The organism is Bradyrhizobium nitroreducens, from assembly GCF_002776695.1.
GTDB lineage: Bacteria > Pseudomonadota > Alphaproteobacteria > Rhizobiales > Xanthobacteraceae > Bradyrhizobium > Bradyrhizobium nitroreducens.
In genome coordinates, this window is record NZ_LFJC01000003.1 from 2,308,233 (window position 1) to 2,326,286 (window position 18,054).

Annotated in this window: 19 protein-coding genes; 12 read left to right on the forward strand and 7 right to left on the reverse strand. The window is 65.7% G+C overall.

All coding sequences use genetic code 11. The annotated features are described in order from the left end of the window. Nucleotides 1-78 precede the first annotated feature (78 nt). Nucleotides 79-1,461 (forward strand): lipase family protein, encoded by a 1,383-nt coding sequence (locus TSA1_RS11380; protein WP_245448213.1) that lies wholly within the window; start codon nucleotides 79-81, stop codon nucleotides 1,459-1,461. A 22-nt stretch (nucleotides 1,462-1,483) separates the two neighbouring features. Here TSA1_RS11380 and TSA1_RS11385 read toward each other — a convergent pair whose 3' ends face one another. Then, entirely contained in the window at nucleotides 1,484-3,166 is a 1,683-nt protein-coding gene (locus tag TSA1_RS11385; RefSeq protein WP_100176433.1) for a caspase family protein, read from the reverse strand. A gap of 262 nt (nucleotides 3,167-3,428) precedes the next feature. On the opposite strand from TSA1_RS11385, the gene msrA reads away from it, so the two are divergent. From msrA to TSA1_RS11405, 4 genes are all read left to right on the forward strand, one after another. Then, nucleotides 3,429-4,133 (forward strand): peptide-methionine (S)-S-oxide reductase MsrA, encoded by a 705-nt coding sequence (gene msrA, locus TSA1_RS11390; protein WP_100176434.1) that lies wholly within the window; start codon nucleotides 3,429-3,431, stop codon nucleotides 4,131-4,133. Nucleotides 4,134-4,172: 39 nt separating this feature from the next. Then, nucleotides 4,173-4,592 carry a peptide-methionine (R)-S-oxide reductase MsrB gene (gene msrB / locus TSA1_RS11395; protein WP_100176435.1) on the forward strand — a complete coding sequence of 140 codons (420 nt, stop codon included), beginning with the start codon at nucleotides 4,173-4,175 and terminating at the stop codon, nucleotides 4,590-4,592. A gap of 107 nt (nucleotides 4,593-4,699) precedes the next feature. Beyond that, nucleotides 4,700-4,864: a DUF3309 family protein gene (locus TSA1_RS11400; protein ID WP_100176436.1), complete on the forward strand. Its 165-nt coding sequence runs from the start codon at nucleotides 4,700-4,702 to the stop codon at nucleotides 4,862-4,864. Nucleotides 4,865-5,078: 214 nt separating this feature from the next. Next, nucleotides 5,079-5,372 carry a hypothetical protein gene (locus TSA1_RS11405; RefSeq protein WP_027560969.1) on the forward strand — a complete coding sequence of 98 codons (294 nt, stop codon included), beginning with the start codon at nucleotides 5,079-5,081 and terminating at the stop codon, nucleotides 5,370-5,372. A gap of 268 nt (nucleotides 5,373-5,640) precedes the next feature. On the opposite strand, the gene TSA1_RS11410 is transcribed toward TSA1_RS11405, so the two are convergent. Next, the gene (locus TSA1_RS11410) at nucleotides 5,641-6,183 is read right to left on the reverse strand and encodes a DUF4112 domain-containing protein (RefSeq protein ID WP_100176437.1); all 543 of its coding nucleotides are present in this window, start codon (nucleotides 6,181-6,183) and stop codon (nucleotides 5,641-5,643) included. 61 nt (nucleotides 6,184-6,244) lie between these two features. Beyond that, nucleotides 6,245-6,673: a DUF5413 family protein gene (locus TSA1_RS11415; protein WP_100176438.1), complete on the reverse strand. Its 429-nt coding sequence runs from the start codon at nucleotides 6,671-6,673 to the stop codon at nucleotides 6,245-6,247. Nucleotides 6,674-6,817: 144 nt separating this feature from the next. Between TSA1_RS11415 and TSA1_RS11420 the strand changes: the two genes are divergently transcribed. The 3 genes from TSA1_RS11420 (at nucleotide 6,818) to TSA1_RS11430 (ending at nucleotide 7,881) form a co-directional block, all read left to right on the forward strand. Next, nucleotides 6,818-7,060, forward strand: a complete 243-nt coding sequence (locus TSA1_RS11420) for a hypothetical protein (protein WP_100176439.1) — start codon at nucleotides 6,818-6,820, stop codon at nucleotides 7,058-7,060. A gap of 36 nt (nucleotides 7,061-7,096) precedes the next feature. Beyond that, on the forward strand, nucleotides 7,097-7,327 hold the full coding sequence (locus TSA1_RS11425; protein WP_100176440.1) for a hypothetical protein: 231 nt from the start codon (nucleotides 7,097-7,099) through the stop codon (nucleotides 7,325-7,327). 260 nt (nucleotides 7,328-7,587) lie between these two features. Continuing rightward, complete coding sequence (locus TSA1_RS11430) at nucleotides 7,588-7,881, forward strand: hypothetical protein (protein WP_245448215.1); 294 nt, start codon at nucleotides 7,588-7,590, stop codon at nucleotides 7,879-7,881. A gap of 132 nt (nucleotides 7,882-8,013) precedes the next feature. Here TSA1_RS11430 and TSA1_RS11435 read toward each other — a convergent pair whose 3' ends face one another. Then, the gene (locus tag TSA1_RS11435) at nucleotides 8,014-9,630 is read right to left on the reverse strand and encodes a hypothetical protein (RefSeq protein ID WP_100176441.1); all 1,617 of its coding nucleotides are present in this window, start codon (nucleotides 9,628-9,630) and stop codon (nucleotides 8,014-8,016) included. A gap of 37 nt (nucleotides 9,631-9,667) precedes the next feature. Beyond that, nucleotides 9,668-10,960: an adenylosuccinate synthase gene (locus TSA1_RS11440; RefSeq protein ID WP_100176442.1), complete on the reverse strand. Its 1,293-nt coding sequence runs from the start codon at nucleotides 10,958-10,960 to the stop codon at nucleotides 9,668-9,670. Between the two features lie 368 nt (nucleotides 10,961-11,328). Between TSA1_RS11440 and TSA1_RS11445 the strand changes: the two genes are divergently transcribed. Next, nucleotides 11,329-12,261, forward strand: coding sequence for a DMT family transporter (locus tag TSA1_RS11445; protein WP_100176443.1), 933 nt, complete (start codon nucleotides 11,329-11,331; stop codon nucleotides 12,259-12,261). A gap of 93 nt (nucleotides 12,262-12,354) precedes the next feature. Here TSA1_RS11445 and TSA1_RS11450 read toward each other — a convergent pair whose 3' ends face one another. Beyond that, nucleotides 12,355-12,756 (reverse strand): DUF1330 domain-containing protein, encoded by a 402-nt coding sequence (locus tag TSA1_RS11450; protein WP_245448217.1) that lies wholly within the window; start codon nucleotides 12,754-12,756, stop codon nucleotides 12,355-12,357. A gap of 93 nt (nucleotides 12,757-12,849) precedes the next feature. Between TSA1_RS11450 and TSA1_RS11455 the strand changes: the two genes are divergently transcribed. Next, nucleotides 12,850-13,785, forward strand: a complete 936-nt coding sequence (locus TSA1_RS11455; RefSeq protein ID WP_174718858.1) for a DMT family transporter — start codon at nucleotides 12,850-12,852, stop codon at nucleotides 13,783-13,785. A 160-nt stretch (nucleotides 13,786-13,945) separates the two neighbouring features. Beyond that, complete coding sequence (locus TSA1_RS11460; protein WP_100176445.1) at nucleotides 13,946-14,923, forward strand: Bug family tripartite tricarboxylate transporter substrate binding protein; 978 nt, start codon at nucleotides 13,946-13,948, stop codon at nucleotides 14,921-14,923. Nucleotides 14,924-15,042: 119 nt separating this feature from the next. Here TSA1_RS11460 and TSA1_RS11465 read toward each other — a convergent pair whose 3' ends face one another. Beyond that, the gene (locus tag TSA1_RS11465; protein WP_100176446.1) at nucleotides 15,043-16,728 is read right to left on the reverse strand and encodes a methyl-accepting chemotaxis protein; all 1,686 of its coding nucleotides are present in this window, start codon (nucleotides 16,726-16,728) and stop codon (nucleotides 15,043-15,045) included. Between the two features lie 255 nt (nucleotides 16,729-16,983). Between TSA1_RS11465 and TSA1_RS11470 the strand changes: the two genes are divergently transcribed. Then, nucleotides 16,984-18,027 (forward strand): C-terminal binding protein, encoded by a 1,044-nt coding sequence (locus TSA1_RS11470; protein ID WP_100176447.1) that lies wholly within the window; start codon nucleotides 16,984-16,986, stop codon nucleotides 18,025-18,027. Nucleotides 18,028-18,054: the final 27 nt, after the last annotated feature.

Here is an 18,054-nt window from a genome sequence, read left to right on the forward strand (position 1 = left end):
TCATCCGCACCGCGCAGATGCATTCACCAAGCGCTAGGCTTTGCGATGTATCACCGCGCCATCGGCAGGAGGACACGCATGGCTGAACGCTTCGAAAGACCCGATCACCCCGCCGCGGGCGATGATACCTCCAGCGCGAGCCGCCGCGGGTTTCTGAGATCGGCCGGCATCGCGGCCGGCACGCTCGCCGCATCGATCGCGGCGCCGAGACTTGCGCGCTCTGCTCCGCTGCGCGCGGCGCAGGCGCGACCGGACAAGCCGGTGCGGGTCTCCAAGCAGCGGCTCAACGCGCTGGCGGCGCAATTCTATGCCGTGTTCAACGAGCACGACGTCCTGCCCAAGGACTTCTCCGGGAAGCATGAAGCACGCTACGACGTCGAGCTGCGGCGCATCACCACGACGACGCAGATCCCTGAGACGAAGGAGCGCGTGAAGGTCAGCGCGCTCGTCGCAGTGCCCGTGGGCGTGCGCGGCGCGTTGCCTGTGCTGTCCTGGCAGCACGGCACGATCCTGTCGTTCGACCAGGTTCCCTCGAACCTGCTGCGACTTGGCGACGAAGCCTACCAGCTCCGCGACAACGTCGACTCGCTGGAGACGCTGTTCAACGTCCAGCGCTTCGCCGGCAATGGCTATGCCGTCATCGCCGCCGACTACATCGGCAAGGGCCCCTATCGCGACGGCCGCGGCGAAGCCTACGCGGTGAAGGGCGCCACCGTGCAGTGCTGCCTCGATGTCCTCAAGGCCGGGCTCGTCGAGCTCGAGGCGCTCGGTCTCCGCCAATCCGCGCTGTTCTTGAACGGCTGGTCGCAAGGCGCGCTGAACACGCAATGGCTGAAGCAGGAGATGCAACGCCGCGGCATCAAGGTGACGGCCACCGCGGCCCAGAGCCCGTTCAACAACCTCGCCGAGAGCTTCCGCTACTGGGTCAGCCCGACAGCCTTCATTCCGTCGACGGACACGTCCTACCCGATGCCTCCGGCCTGGATCACGCCCTGCCTGATCGTGTTGCTCGGAAGCTATCGCCGGTATTACGGTCTCAACGATCTGTTCAAGACAGCCATCAAGCCGCAATATCAGGCGTTCGCGGAAAAATACTGGGCCGACTACAGCCTGGAGGGTGACACCGCAAAAAGTGTTCCGCCGGCGGCGGACTTCCTGGTCGACGGGTTCTTCGACCGGTTTACCCATGACACCAACAGCAAGCTGCTGCGCCAGCTCGGTCGCAACGGCGCAACCTTCTGGGACTACGATTGCCCGATCCGGTTGTATTACGGATTGGCTGACGAAGCGCTGCATCCGCGACTGGTCAAGCCGGCCATCGCCGCCGGCGGACGTTTCGCGGAGGGCGTCCCGGTTGGCGGCGCAAGCCATCGCGTCACGTTCCTGGCGAGCCTCTATGGCGACAGCTCCGCGTTGAACGGACATTCGACCGTGTTCGACTGGTTCAATTCGCTGATATGAACGCGCCCCGCAACGCCGGCCTTCATTTGCCGGCGACAAAATAGAAGTCTTCCCGCCCCGGCGGCGAGCCGTAGGTGAACGGCTGCTGCTCGTGCTTCGTTGCGGCCCAGACATCGTCGCGGATGATGTCGAACAGTTTCCGGATCTCGACGCGAGGCTGCTTGATCTCGCGGGCGAGGGCCGTGGCGAACGGGCTGTTGGCGCTGCCGTCGCCGTCCATCGCGGTCTCGCCGTGCTTGGCGGCGTAGACCACCATGAAGCCGGCGCCGGGCTCGATGTTGGAAAAGCCCTTGTCGACCAGCTTCAGCGACAAGGTGCGCTGCATGGCCGGCGCGAACGGATTGTCGCGGCAGGCATCGAGCACCACGAGACGCATTTTTCGCGCGGCGCCGACCGCGGCGATGACCTGCTCGAGGGCGACCGCCTGCGTTTCGGCGTCCTTGTCGGCGGCGAGCTTGGCGTCGACGGGAACGAGATAATTCACCCCGCCGATCTCGAAGCCGTGGCCGGCGTAATAGACCACGGCCCAGTCGGCCTTCTCAGCTTCCTCCGCGAAGGCCTTCAACGCGTCGAAGAACCTGTCGCGGGTGAGGTCGCTGACGGAGATCACGGTCTGGAAGCCGACGTCGCGCAGCACGCTCGCGATCAGCTTGGAATCGCGCGGCGGATTGGGCAGAGCATGGACGTTCCTGTAGGCGCCATTGCCGATCACCAGCGCCACGCGGCGTCCTGTTGCCCCGGCCGGCGCCGGCTGCGTCAGCGCGGCAAGCCGCTCCTGCGCGATGGCACGGGCGCGTGCGACCTCGGTGTCATCGAAATTCGTCAGCGAATAGGCCGCGGCACGATAGTCGGCGCGGGCTTGCGCCAGATCCTTCCGGCGCTCATAGATCTGGCCGCGACCGGAATGCGCGCGGATGTTGTTCGGGTTGATCTGGATCGCCGTGTTGTAATCCTTCAGTGCGGCATCGAGGTCGCCCTTCATCATGCTGACATCGGCGCGGTTGTTGATCGCGTAGACGTTTTTCGGCTGCCGCTCGATCAGGCCGTTACAATCGGCAAAGGCCCGGTCGAACTTGCCCATCATGCCATAGGTGATGCAGCGATTGCTGGCGATCTGCGGCGCGGACGGGTCGATCTTCTCGGCCTCCGCGAAGTCGGCGATCGCGCCGTCGAAATCCTTCAGCAGCGTGCGCGCGCGGGCGCGATTGGTCCAGGCGAGCAGGAATTTCGGCGTGTATTTGATCGACTGGGTGAAATCGTCGATGGCGCTCTGCATCGCGCCGCGGCGCGCATAAATCACGCCGCGGTTGTTGTAGGGAACGCCGTAGGCCGGCCGCTTCTGGAGGGCGAGATTGTAGTCCGCCATGGCAAGATCGTCCTGGCCCTTGCGCTCATAGGCGAGGCCGCGCAGGTTGAGGGCGATGACGTAGTCCGGATCGAGATCGAGTGCGATGGACAGGGTCTCGATCGCCTGGTCGTAATCACGCTTGTTGAGCTGCGTGTTGCCGCGCGCGGAAAGCGCGATCGCCTTGTCCTTGCCGCTGACCTTGTCGGCCTTCAGCAGATTTTCGCAGGCGGTCGCGCGGGCCTGGGCGTCCGCCTGGCGATCGCGGCAGATGGCGAGGTCGTCGGCCTGCGGATCGGCCGCCGCGCGCGACATGCCGGCGGCCAGAATGACGAGGGTCAGGGAAACGACGCGCAGCATGGTGTCAGCCTGCTCCAGCCAGCAAGTTGTTCTTGAGTCGATCGTCGACCGCCCGGGTTCATCTAGCGCGGAGTTCCCGGTCTCGCCAAGGCGTGCGCTCGCCGGGCCGTCCCGGGCGGCTCATTTCACGGACTCGTGTCCGCGCCGTCGTAACAATCGACGGCTGCGTCCGTACCTCGGATGATGCGAAAACGCGGCCGGGCAGGCTGTTCGCCCGGCCCTCGCCGCCGTAGACTGTCAGACCTTTCGAAAGAGGATCGCCATGCGCCGACCTGTCCTGCTGTCCCTGCTCGCCGCAACCACCGCCCTCGGGCTCGCCTTCGCGATGCCTTCACGAGCTGCGGAAGAGGCGGTGGTGATTCCCGCCCCCGCGATGGATACGGCCCCCGCGAGCGGGATCCAGACCGCCGTGGTCGCCGGCGGCTGCTTCTGGGGCGTGCAGGGCGTCTTCCAGCACGCCGCCGGCGTCGTCAACGCGGTCTCCGGCTATGCCGGCGGCACCAAGGCGACCGCGGACTACCAGACCGTCTCGAGCGGCCGGACCGGCCACGCCGAGTCGGTCGAGATCAAGTACGACCCGAAGAAGATCTCCTACGGCAAGATCCTCCAGATCTACTTCTCGGTGGTGCACGATCCGACCCAGCTCAACCGCCAGGGCCCGGACACCGGCCCGCAATATCGCTCTGCGATCTTCACCACCTCGGACGAGCAGAAGAAGGTGGCGGAGGCCTATATCGCCCAGCTCAACGGCGCGAAGGTGTTCTCCAAGCCGATCGTGACCAAGGTCGGCGCGCTGGAGGCGTTCTACCCGGCGGAGGCCTACCACCAGGACTATCTGACGCTGCACCCGAACCAGCCCTACATCGCCTACAACGACCTGCCGAAGGTCGAGAACCTGAAAAAGCTGTTCGCGGATAACTACATTGAGAAGCCGACGCTGGTGAGTGCCAGCAAGGCCACCAACTGAGACCACCGAAACCAAGATCGCTGAAAAAACGGGAGACCCATGCCCGACACCAAAACGAATACCACCGACGACAAGGTCATCAAGAGCGAAGAGCAATGGCGCAGCGAGCTGTCGCCGATGCAGTACGCGGTGCTGCGCGAGAAGGCGACCGAGCGTCCCTTCTCGGGCGAATATGAGCACGACCACCGCGCCGGCACCTATGTCTGCGCCGGCTGCGGCAATGTGCTGTTCGAGTCGGACGCCAAATTCGATTCCGGCTGCGGCTGGCCGAGCTTCACCCAGCCCGCCGTCGAGAGCCATATCGACGAGGAGCGGGACGTCAGCCACGGCATGATCCGCACCGAGGTGCTCTGCTCGAAATGCAGCGGCCATCTCGGCCATGTCTTCCCCGACGGCCCCGGGCCGACCGGCCTGCGCTACTGCATCAACTCCGCCGCCTTGAAGCTGGAGCCGAAATAATCGCCCCGCCCGATCGGGTTCCCGCATGGAACCCGATCGTGTGATGTGCTTTTCTACTCTGGCGGTGCGGCCGATCATCGCATCTGGGCACCGCCAGGGAGGAAGCCATGTCACTCGGGACCATCCTGATCATCCTGGTGATCATCTACCTGCTCGGGGGCCTGTCCGGCCGCGTAGGCGGTTATGGCTATGGCCTGGGCCATTCCGGCATGGGGATCGGCGGCGTCGTGCTTGTGGTGCTGGTCGTCCTGCTGCTTCTTGGCAAATTATGAACCAAATAACCCATTGAAATAATTCAGATTTTCTCGTCTGCGGACCTGCCATGCGCGGATTCATCATCTCCCATCGCAGGGGTCGCATTTTTGTCAGATAAGCTTATATTAGGGGGCGAAAATGACATGTGCGGCGGGCCCGCTCGATTGCGGCAGCTGCCCTCCCAAACCCCACGCGCTTAAAGCCCCAGAGAAGATCACGAGGTCTTTGACCATGCGTCCACTGCGTCCGTTCAACTTCAACACCTCCGCCGAGCTCTTCCCCGCCGCGATCCGCAAGAAGAAGCGTGCCGGCTTCACCTATCGCCGGTTCGGCACCGCGGCCGAGGCCGTGCAGTTCGCGATGGAGCAGTTGCCGACGGACTCGCTGAACGGCGCCTATCTCCAGGTCGAGGAGGCGCGTTTCGACCAGAACGGCATCCGCTCGCTCTACGAGAGCGAAGCATTCCCGCTGCCCCGCCGTCCCAAGCCGGCCCCGGCCGCCGAGACCGACGCCGACGCGGCGTAAGTTTCGCAAACCCTTCGATGTGCGCAAAGGGCGCGATGGCCGAAAGGTCGTCGCGCTCTTTGTGTTTGAGGGGGCTATCCCCTCGCTTACGGAAATATCCTGAAGACTCCGGGTGTCCCGGACGCAGCGCTTGCGCTCCTTCGGCGATGCGCTGCAGAGCCGGGGCCCACGCATCGACGTTCCCCTTGGTTCCTGGGTCCCGGCTCTGCGGCGCAGCGCTTGCGCGCCGTGCCTTGTCCGGGACACGAACGAGGTCGGACAAAAGTCGCTAAATCCTTGGCTGCTTGTCGAGCCAGCGGCGGAGCAGACGCACGTTGCGCATGTTGGCGCGGAACATGACGTCGAAGGCGTCACCCGCGAACGGGACCATGCCGACCACACCGTCGAGCGCGACATTGCCGAGCATGCGCGCGGTGACGTACCAGGGCGCGCCCAGCGCGCGGGCCTCGCGCACCAGCCACAGCGAGATCGCGGTGGTGATGATGTCGCCGACGACCGGCATCAGGCCGATCAGCCCGTCGATGCCGTAGCGGATGTTGGTCCCGGGCAGGATGAAGGCAACGTCGAGCAGCTTGGCGATCGCCTCGAGACGCGCGATGCGCTGCTCGCGCGTCAGATTGCCGAACGGGCCGCCCTGGCCGAACTCGAACCGGAATTCGCGAAAGCCCTGCTCCAGCGTCTCGGGGCGGATTTCGCGGCCGTCCTGGTCGATGATCGGCCCGCGGGCTTCAGCGCCCGAAGCAGTCGCGCGCGCACCGCTCCCCGAACGGGGCCGGCGGGGAGCGATAATTTCGTCGTCGGACATGGTCATGGCCTCAAGGGAACGCGCCTGGGCGGCGGAAGTTGCTGCGCCGCGCCGGAACGTCGCGCGCTCAGGTCGGTGTCGCCGCCGCCGCTTGCGGCTCCTTGATGTATTTATGCACGAGCCAGGACGAAATCACCGCGGGCACGAAGCCGACCAGGCCGTACAGGATGAACTGCACGGCGCCCGAATCCGGCCCGCGCGAGCTGTAGGTGAGCGAGGCCAGCACGAAGGCGAACAGGCCGACCAGCAGCATCCGCAAGGTGGGGCCGATCCGCCTGATGTGGACCAGGATGTCGTCGATCGCGCCGATCATCAGCGAGGGCAGCAAGCCGAACAGATAGCTGTATTGCAGGGTCTTGAAGAACACTGCGAACAGCTTGCCGACCTCGCCGAGATTGGTCTGGGTCCAATAGCCGGACTGATAGGTCGTCGTCAGCAGCAGCAGGAACCCGCCGACGAACGGGCCAACCAGCGCAAACACCAGATAGCGTTTCATCAAAACACCCTCACACTTCTCCGGAGGTTATAGCAGCGCCGCGGGAACCTTGAACAGCGGGGCAGCCCCGCCGTGGGGAACAAGTGGCAGGGCGACGAGTTCATGCAGGACCTGAATTCATCCCCTGTCAGATTGGAGCCGCCGATGGCCCGCAAATTTGTTCTGGCGACGATCACGCTGGCGGCCCTGACCGGCCTGTCGCAAACGTCCGCTTCCGCACAAGGCCACATGGGCTCGCCGCAGGAGCAGCAGGCCTGCTCGCGGGACGCATCGCGCTTCTGTCGCAAGGACCTCGGCAATGACGGCGCGGTGCAGGGCTGCCTGCAAGCCAACCGGGCCAAGCTGTCGCGCGCTTGCAGCAAGGTGTTTCAGAGCCACGGCATGTGAGGGCCGCACCGATTTCCGCAGGTGGAGAGTGACACCATGTTGCACGACGAAGAACTCTCGATCCTGCGGGACATCAGTCAATCCGTTGCCTTCGCCGACGACCGCCAGGGGAAGATGGGGCAACTGATCGCCGACGGCTACGTGATGAAGGACGGCGACCTGTTCGAGCTCACGGCCAAGGGCGTCACTGCCGTCGAGGAACACGCCGCCGCGCTCGGCACGAGCGACATTGGACAAGCCGGCGCGTCCTCCGATCGGCTGATCTGATCGCGTGCGCAGGCGTTGTGCGTGACGTCCACGCAACAACCGCAATTTCCTTCATGCCGACCATTGCGGCTGCGCGACAATGGCGCATACTTCGCTCGGGCGGCGCAGCACTTTTCGATTCGAACAATCAAGAAATCGAGCGACCACATGCGGGACTGAACTCCCGACGTGAAGGCTGTGACATGCGGCAGATCAAGTCGCGTGCGGCGCCCCAATAACCAAGTGGCTCAAGCCTACGGGAACTCGGGGATCCATTCTGCATGACACGCACTCAGACCATCGCTTCGCCTTTGAAGACCACCGCTTCGCTGCTCGCCGTCGCAACCACCGCCATCGCGCTCCAGACCTCACCCGGCCTCGCCTTCTCATCCGAAGCGCAGCAGATGTGCACGGGCGATGCGATGCGGCTGTGCTCCAGTGAGATCCCCGACATCCCCCGGGTCAGAGCCTGCATGGTGCGGAACAAGGCGCAGGTCAGCCCCGGCTGCCGCGCCGTGATGGACCGCGAAGCCGCGGCATCCGCATCGCACAAGCGGGAAGCGGCGGCGCAGTAAGCTACTCGGCGTCATTCCGGGGCGTGCGCAGCACCGAACCCGGAATCCATTGGGCAGCATGTGACGCGGTGAAATGGATTCCGAGCTCGCGCTACGCGCGCCCCGGAATGACGGAGAACGGCTCGCCTCGCCCTAATCGCCCCACTGCGCGAAGGCGTCGTTGAAGGCCCGCTCGCCCGGGGCGCCCTTCTCGATGGCGATGATGGCGCGGCGCTGGTTGGCGTAGACCAGCGGCACGTCGAACCAGGAGCGCTCCTTCAGGAGCTGGACGTTGCGGGAGCGGTCGGCGTCGACGTTGGAGAGGCCGACCAGGAAGAAGCCGTCGGTGACCTTGACCGCGAGGCCTGCGAGCGGCGTGCCGCGCGCCTGCTCGTTCGACTTCATCAGGATGCCCGGCACGTTGGAGACGCTGCCGCCCGGGAAATCCGGCGGCAGGATGAAGGTCAATTCCGCGGTGTGGCTCGCCGGCAGCGAGGAGTCGGTATTGCGGCGGAACGACATCGTCATCTTGAACTTGCGGTCGGGAATCTCGATGTCGGCGCGCACGGCGACGTCGGCCTTCTGGGTGCCCGAGGCCTTGATCGGCTCCAGCCGCCACACCACCGAGCCGACATATTGCTTGCCCTTCGGATCGGACGGATCCTCGTCGTAGAGCACGACCTTCTGCGCCACCGGCGCAACCGGCTGGTCGCTCGCCGAGGGCTGGCCGACGCGATCGGGGATCTTCGGCTTGGTCTGCGGCTGCGAGGCATCCTTCGGCGCCTCGACCACCTGGGTCGGCGAGGACTTGAACAGGTTGGTCGCAATCTGCACCAGGGGCTTGCCCCAGAGGATGCCGGCACCGACCAGGATCAGCACGATGCCGACGGCGATCGCGCTCTTGAACGGAAAGACCGAGCGGCCGCGCTTGGCCTTCTTGGCGTCGCGCTCGAGCACCGGGATGTGCGGGCGCGCCGAGGCCGGCCGCGGCGCATAGCGCTCGGCCTCCTCGATCGACTCGTCATAGGAATAAGGCGCCTCGCCTTCGGCGACGCGGTTTTCCAGGCTCGGCTCCAGCCGGTCGAATTCCGGCGAGGGCGAGGGCACGTTGGCATAGGTGCGGCGTGCGGCGCGGCTCGCCTGCGCGGCGGCGCCGCCGAGATCGTTGGCATCGGCCGTGATGTCGCGGAAGCCGCGCACGCCCGGAGCGGGAGGCAGCGCCGGCGGCGGTCCGATGTCCGGCGGACGGCGACCACCCGCGCGATCGCGCCCCGCCGGTGGAGGCGCCGGCGGCTCCGGCATCGCCGGCGGCGCAGGCGGACCGGGCTGGCGCGGCGCGTCGAAACGGGGAGCGCGCGGCGGACGCTGGGCATCGCCCTGGTCGTCGACGTTGAAGGATGGACGGTCGGCCCGCGGCGGTGGCGGAGCCGGACGCGTGCGCGGCGGAGCCGGCGCGGCTGCGGCCGCGTTGCCCTCGGCAGCCCGGGTGCTGGCGCGGCGAAACGCATCGCCGCCGCTGCGTCCGCCGCCACCGGGGCGCGAGGCCTCGCGGGCGCGCTGGGCCGCCTCGGATTCGACCTTGCGGACGGCCTCCTCCAGCGACAACCTTTCGCGGGTGATCTCGGATTCGGACAGCGGCGGCTGCACGCTGCGCAGCTGCGCGATCAGGGCCGTGCGCGCCCGCTCATAGAGCGCGCGACGGCTTTCGCCGGGAGCGTTGGGGTCCAGGGCGGCAATAGCGCGGGCGATCAGCGGATAGTAATCAGCCATTTCAACTCAACTATACGCGCGTCCTGGTAAGAGATCGTTAAGCCTCAAACGGGTTTTGCACGAGGATAGTATCTTCGCGTTCGGGGCTGGTGGAAAGCAGTGCGACCGGGCACCCCACCAATTCCTCGATCCGCCGGACATATTTGATGGCCTGGGCGGGCAGCTGGGCCCAAGACCGCGCCCCGGCGGTCGGCTCCTTCCAGCCCTCGATGGTCTCGTAGATCGGCTCGACCCGGGCCTGGGCGCCCTCGCCGGCCGGGAAATAATCGATCTCCTTGCCGTCGAGCCTGTAGCCGGTGCAGACCTCGATCGTGTCGAAACCGTCGAGGATGTCGAGCTTGGTCAGCGCCAGGCCGTTGATGCCGCAGGTGCGGACCGCCTGGCGGACCAGCACGGCGTCGAACCAGCCGCAGCGGCGCGGACGGCCGGTATTGGTGCCGAACTCGCGGCCGCGCTCGCCGATCTTGCGACCGACGTCGTTGTCCTGCTCGGTCGGGAACGGGCCCTGGCCGACGCGGGTGGTGTAGGCCTTGCACAGGCCGAGCACATAGCCGACCGCGCCGGGGCCGAGGCCCGAGCCGGTCGCGGCCTGCGCCGCCACCGTGTTGGACGAGGTGACGTAGGGATAGGTGCCGTGGTCGACGTCGAGCAGCGCGCCCTGCGCGCCCTCGAACAGCATGCGCTTGCCTTCGCGGCGCTTGATGTCGAGCAGCCGCCACACCGTCTCGGCGTAGGGCAGCAGCTGAGGTGCCAGTGCGCTCAGTTCCTTCAGGATCTGCTTGCCGTCGAACTCCGGCAGGCCGAGGCCGCGGCGCAACGCGTTGTGGTGGGCAAGCAGGCGGTCGATCTTGTGCGGGAGGGTGTCGAGGTCGGCGAGGTCCATCAGGCGGATGGCACGGCGGCCGACCTTGTCCTCGTAGGCCGGGCCGATGCCGCGGCGGGTGGTGCCGATCGCGGTCGCGGCGCTGGCGGATTCGCGGTGCGCGTCGAGCTCGCGGTGCAGCGGCAGGATCAGCGTGACGTTCTCGGCGACACGCAGGTTCTCCGGGCTGATGGCGACGCCCTGCGACTTCAGCTTGGTGACCTCGTCGAGGAAGGCCTGCGGATCGAACACCACGCCGTTGCCGATCACCGACAGCTTCTGGTCGCGCAGCACGCCCGAGGGCAACAGCGCGAGCTTGTAGGTCTTGCCGTTGATCACCAGGGTATGGCCGGCGTTATGGCCGCCCTGGAAGCGGACGACGATGTCCGCCTGCTCCGACAACCAGTCGACGATCTTGCCCTTCCCTTCGTCGCCCCACTGGGCGCCGACGACGACAACATTGGCCATTCGCGGGTAATCCTTCGAAGATTTTAGATGCGCCAGCCCAGCTGACGGCCGGGAGCCGTTCGCGCGCAAGGCAGCCAACCGGATAAAGGAAGCAGCCGCTCTAGGCAAGCAAGAACGGGGCTTTTTCGAGACTCAAGACACACTTTAAGCCTTTGATATCCCCGGAAAATCCAGAAACCTTCCAGAGCGGCTCGACAAGCTTCGACCAAAGCGTGAGATCGATTTCGGCCGCTGCATGGTCGCGATGCGTCCGCCCCCCGTTGATGCAGCCCCGATTTCCGTGTCTTTGGACAGCGCCGGGCGATCAACCGGCCCGACCTCGGCGGGCCGGGGCCTGGCGCGCATGACGCGGGGCCAAAACAATCACAATGTCCGCCACCGGCCAGAGCACGGGCTCCGAATCATCGGGCCATCACTGGATCGCCAACCAGCCCTATCTGCTGCTCAGCATCACCGCGCTGTGCTGGGCCGGCAACGCCATCGTCGGGCGGCTGGCCGCCGGCCATATCCCGCCGGTCACGCTGTCGTTCCTGCGCTGGCTGTTCGCCTTCCTGCTGGTGCTGCCGTTCGCCTGGAAACATCTTGCCCGGGACTGGCCCGCGATCCGCGGCCAGCTCGGCCTGATGGTCACGCTCTCGGTCACCGGCATCGGCGCCTTCAACACGCTGCAATATTGGGCGCTGGAGCATACACAGGCCCTCAACACGCTGCTGCTGCAGTCGGCCGCGCCGCTGCTGGTGGCGCTGTGGTCGCTGGTCATTCTCGGCATCCGCCTCACCGCAGCGCAGGCCTTCGGCGTGCTGCTGTCGATGTGCGGCGTGCTGACCATCCTCCTGCATGGCGACTTCACCACCCTGTCGAACATCGAGTTCAACAAGGGCGATCTCATCTTCCTGCTCGCGCTCCTGATCTTCGCGCTCTATTCGGTGCTGAGCCTGAAGCGGCCGGCGATGCACGGCCTGTCGTTCCTTGCCTTCACCTTCGGGGCCGGCGCCGCATGCCTCGTTCCGCTGGAGATCTGGGAGCTCTACGCGCGTCCGGTGATGAAGCTGGATGCGCCGAACCTGCTCACCCTGTTCTACGTCGCGGTGTTCCCCTCGACGCTCGCCTATCTCTGCTTCAATCGCGGCGTGCGCCTGATCGGTGCCAACCGCGCCGCGCCGTTCTTCCACGTCGTGCCGGTGTTCGGCTCGATCATGGCAATGGCATTCCTGGGCGAGCACCCGCAGGCGTTCCACTTCATCGGCTTTGCGCTGGTGCTGTCGGGCGTGTTCGCGGCGTCGCGGAAGCAGGCGACGTAAACCTTCCTTCTCTCTTGTGAGAGAAGGTGGCGCGAAGCGCCGGATGAGGGGTTGTCTCCGCGGAGGGAAGAAGCGGGCCGCGCGATTGGTTTTCTACGTCGCCCTGAACTTGCTGTAGGCCTCGCTGGTCGCGATGATCACATGCTCGGCGCAGCCGTTGAGGCGGTGCGGGTCGGCCTGCGTCTCGTAGGCTTCCGAAGTCATCATGTCCAAGAACGCCGCAACCGTCGGATAATGGACCAGCGCGACAAAGTCCCAGTCATTGCCGGCGTGCGGTCCGAGCGCGATGGCCTTGGCATCGCCGGTCCAGAGCAAGGTGCCGCCGCGTGCCTTGATCATCGGCACGGTGATGGCGCTGTAGCGCAAATAGGCATCCCAGCCGGATCCGTCGCCGTCGCGCGAGCGCGCGTGGAAACGCATCAGGTTCAGCATCACCACCGGCGACTGCGGATCGAGCCGCTCCAGGCCCGCGATGTTCAACATATTGACCGCCAAAGGCACCTCCTCGGGGCTTGCCTGCATTGTAGCATTGCGACCGCGTGACTTGTGCCACGACGCCGATCCGGCGCAAGCTCCCATCCGACGCCAATGACGATTGCTTCGCCCGTGCCACCGGCCTCCAATCCGGCCAGTTGGCTCAACAACCAGCCTTATCTGCTGCTCAGCCTGAGCTCGCTGTTCTGGGCCGGCAACATCGTGCTCGCGCGCCATGTCGGCGCCCATGTGCCGCCGCTGACGGTGACCACGATCCGCTGGTTCGGCGTATTCCTGATCCTGCTGCCGTTCGCCTGGCCGCATCTGAAGCGCGACTGGCCCGCCTTGCGGAGCAGCCTGCCCTTGATGCTGTTCCTGTCGCTGGTGGGCTTCGCCTTCAACAACGCGATCTCGTATTGGGCGATGCAGTACACGGAGGCGCTGAACGCGCTGCTGATCCAGTCGGCAGGTCCGCTGTTCGTGGCGCTGTGGTCGCTGGTGCTGTTCGGCGTGCGGCTGACGGGTGCGCAGTTCGCCGGCATCGCGATCTCGCTTCTCGGCGTGCTGATCATCATCCTGCGCGGCGATCTCGCGGCGCTTGCGAGCATCAGCTTCAACAGGGGCGACATCATGTTCGCCTCCTCGCTGGTGGCTTTCGGGATCTACTCCGCCTTCATCCCGCGCCGACCCAAGATCCATCAGCTGTCCTTCCTGTCCTTCACCACCTGCTGCGGCGCGACGATGCTGATCCCCGCGGCGATCTGGGAGGCAGCAAGCGGCCGCGTCCTGCAATTCGATGCGATGACGCTGGCGACGCTGGGCTACATCCTGATCTTTCCCTCGACGCTGGCCTATCTGTTCTTCAACCGCGGCGTGGCGCTGATCGGGCCGAACCGGGCCGCGCCCTTCTTCCATCTGGTGCCCGTGTTCGGCTCGGCGATGGCGATCCTGCTGCTCGGCGAGAAGCTGCAGCCGTTTCACCTGATCGGCTATGCGCTGGTGCTCGCCGGCGTCGTGACCGCCTCGCGCCAGGGTTCGGCGGTGAAGTAATTCCGCAGGACGGACGCTGCGTGCTGTGTCCCGGACAAGACGCAGCGCGCAAGCGATGCGCTGCGTCCGGGGCACGAGAGCGGTCGATAAACTCCCGTCTTCCGATTTCAATGAAGAGACGCTAGGTTCCCCGCCAACGAAAAAGAGGGAATGTCTCAAGATGATTTCAGGGCTGATTCGAAACCTGCGGACCGCCGGTGCGGCCGCATTGTGCCTCGCCGCCGCATCCACTGCGCAAGCCGATACCTGGCCGAGCCGCAACATCACGCTGGTGCTGCCGTTCGCGGCCGGCAGCGGCACCGACACCACCACCCGGCTGATCTCGCAGCATCTGTCGCAGGCGCTCGGCGTCGGCATCGTCATCGAGAACAAGGCCGGCGCCAACGGCATGCTCGCCGCAAGCTATGTCGCCAAGGCCGCCCCCGACGGCTACACGCTGCTGGTGACCACCAACACGACGCATTCGGCCAATCCCTATCTGCTCAAGAGCCTCACTTACGATCCGGTCAAGGACTTCACGCCGATCGCGCGCACCGGCGACCTGCCCTTCATGCTGGTCGTCAATCCGGAAGTGCCGGCCAAGACCGTGGCCGAGCTCGTCGCCTATGGCAAAGCCAATCCCGGCAAGCTGAGCTACGCCTCGGGCTCGTCCTCGGCGATCGTGTCGGGTGCGACCTTTGCGCACAATGCCGGCCTCGACCTGCTGCACGTGCCCTACAAGAGCTCGCCGCCGGCGCTCAACGACGTCATGGGCGGGCGCGTGTCGATGATGTTCGTCGACATCCTGACCGGCCTTCCCCACGTCAACGGCAACGCGCTGCGCGCGCTCGCCGTCACCACCAAGGAGCGCTCGCCGCTGGTGCCGCATCTGCCCTCGATGCAGGAAGCCGGCGTGCCTGACTTCGACATCTCGTCATGGCAGGGCTATTTCGGCCCGGCCGGCCTGCCCAAGGAGATCGTGACGCGGCTCAATGCCGAGATCAGGAAGATCGTCGAGAAGCCCGAGATCAAGGCCCAGCTCGCCACCCTCGGCATGGACGCATTTTCGGGCACGCCGGAGCAGCTCGGCACCTTCGTGAACGAGCAGCTGGTGCTGTGGGAGAAGCTGATCACCAACGCGAAGATCGAGAAGCAGTAGACGGTCTCGGAGGGCGGGCAAAGCGTAGCGTGCCCACCGACATTTCGACGAATTCAAAAAGAGAAGGTGGGCACGGCGCTTGCGCGCCTTTGCCCACCCCACGCGTTTCCCGCTTGTAGCTACGCCGCGCGCACCTTGGCGAGGAAGTTGTCGACGGCGCCGCGCAGCGCGCCGGACTGGCTGTCCAGCTCGCGGGCGTTGGTGAGCACGTCGGTTGCCGCCGTGCCGGTCGCTTCCGCGGCCGAGGTGACGCTGCCGATATTGGCGTTGATCTCGTTCGATCCGGCCGCGACCGACTGAATGTTACGAGCGATCTCGCGGGTCGCTTCGCCCTGCTGCTCGATCGACGAGGAGATTCCGGCGGTGATCTCGCTCATCTCAGCGATCGTCTGGGTGATACCGGCGATGGCCGCAACGGCATCGCTGGTCGAGGTCTGCATCGCCGCGACCTGTGCGGAGATTTCCTCGGTCGCCTTGGCGGTCTGGTTGGCCAGCGCCTTGACCTCGGAGGCGACGACGGCAAAGCCGCGGCCGGACTCGCCGGCGCGGGCCGCTTCGATGGTGGCGTTGAGCGCAAGCAGGTTGGTCTGCGCCGCGATCGAGTGGATCAGCTTGACGACCTCGCCGATCTTCTCGGCGCCGGTGGAGAGTTCCTGAACCGTGGAATTGGTGCGCTCGGCGTCGTTGACCGCGCGGCTCGCCACTTCGGTCGACCGCGTGACCTGGCGGGAGATTTCCGCAACCGAGCTCGACAGCTCTTCGGCGGCCGCCGCAACCGTGCCGACATTGCCGGAGGCCTTTTGCGAGGCCGCGCCGACCGTTGCGGCACGCGAGGAGGCATCGCTCGCGGTCGCGGTCATCGACTGCGCCGTGGTCTGCATACCGGCCGCGGCCGAAGAGACCGAGCGGACGATGCCGTTGACGCTGCGCTCGAAGTCGTTGGCGAGCTCTTCCATGGCGTGGCGACGTTCCGCCGCTGCGCGTTGCTGCGCAGCCGCTTCTGTCTGCTCGAGCTCGCGGATGCGAACCGCATTGTCCTTGAAGATCTGCACCGTGGCGGCCATCGCGCCGACCTCGTCGCCCCGGCCGACGCCGGGAATGTCGCCATCGAGCTTGCCGTCGGCAAGGTCCTTCATGCGACCGCCGAGCAGCGCCAGCGGGCGGCTGATGCCGCGGCCGATCATCCAGGCGACGCCGCCGGCGACGATGAGAATGCCGAGCATGGCGAGGCCAAGCATCCAGTAGACCGGGCCCATCTTGGCGTCGATGTCGTCGAGATAGGCGCCCGTACCGAGATACATGTCGAAGCCGGGCACCGCCACCGCGTAGCCGATCTTGCGGATCGGCTTCTCCTGGCCGGGCTTCACATATTCATAGTACAGCAGGATCGAACCATTGGCCTTGACGCCATCCATCAGCTCGACCGACAGCTTGCGGCCGTTGGTCACGACATCCATGCGGTTGGCACCGATCGTCTTCGGATCGGGCGCAAGCTGCGTGATGCCGTCATAGGATGTGCCGAACAGGTAGCCCGAACCGTTGTCGTAGGTCATCGAATTGCCGTAGCGGCGAAGCTCGGCCATGGCCGCGTCCTTCGTCATCTCGCCGGCATCGACGCGCTTCTTCAGCGCAGCCGCGTAGTTGCGCGCCAACTCCACGATCGCCTTGGCCTGGTCGATGCGCGCATTCACCATCTCCTGCTTCATCAGGTAGCCGGCGAGGACTCCTGAGATGCAGAGGCCGAACAGGGTGACGCCGACAAGGATGCCCAGCTTGGGGGCGATCTTCAGATTGCTCAACTTCACAATGGGCTCCTCGGGTGGTGCGGACGCACCGCAGACTTGCTTGATTTGAATCAACTTTTAGTAGGCGACCCCTTAGCAAGTTCCTTACGTGCCTCCGTAGAAGCCCGGACGCAGCCGCCAAAACCGGCGATTTATCTCGAAGCGGACAACCGGGAATTGTACGCCATCACCTCGATTTCGCGTAAAAGGACGCAGAGGCCCGCCGCGAAGACCGGGCCCGCAACAAGAACCGACAAACCAAATCGGGAGCAGGAAATGCCGAAATACAGGGTGGTGACGCCGAAGGGCGCGAGCTTCACGGTCGCAGGAAGCGATTATTCCTACGAGCGCGAGGCGCTCGATCCGATCGATGCCGAGATCATCGAAGCCCCCGCCAACGAGGCCGAGTTCATCGCCGCCGCGAAGAACGCCGACGCCATCTACGCCAAGGGCATCCCGATCACCAAGACCATCATCGACGCGCTCGAGAGCTGCAAGGTCATCACGCTCGGCTCGGTCGGTGTCGACAGCGTCGACGTCAAGGCCGCCACCGCGCGCGGAATTCCGGTGACCAACATCCCCGACACCTTCATCGAAGAGGTCGCCGACCACGCCATGATGCTGCTGCTCGCGGGCTTCCGCCGTCTGGTCGAGCAGGACCGCATGGTGCGCGACGGCCGCTGGGCCGAGGGGCGGCCCGCGCTGCTCAAGATCCCCAGGCTGATGGGCCAGACGCTCGGCTTCGTCTCGTTCGGCCGCGTCGCGCGTGCAGTTGCGAAGCGCGCGGCGCCGTTCGGCCTGCGCATGATGGCCTACGATCCCTTCATCCAGGAAACGCTGATGTGGGACCACGGCGTGATCCCGGCGACGCTGAACGAGGTGCTGTCGCAATCCGACTTCGTCTCGATGCACGCCCCCGCGCGGCCCGAGGTGCATCACATGCTGACCGAGAAGCACTTCCGGCAGATGAAGAAGGGCTCGATCTTCATCAACACCGGCCGCGGCGCCACGGTGGACGAGGAGAGCCTGATCAAGGCGCTGCAGGAGGGCTGGATCGCGCACGCCGCCCTCGACGTGCTGGAGAAGGAGCCGCCCTCCCACAACAATCCCCTGCTCGGCATGGAGAACGTGACCCTGACCGCCCACGTCGCATCGGCCTCGGCACGGTTCGACGAAGCGCGCAAGCGCCGGGTGGGCTACGAATTGTCACTGGTGCTGCAGGGCATGTGGCCGGTAAGCTGCGTCAATCCGTCGGTGCTGCAAACGACCGCGCTCCGCCGCTGGCAACCCGTCAGCATGGATCGCGGGCCGAACAGCTAGGCGGCCGGCGCAAGGCGCCAACGACCG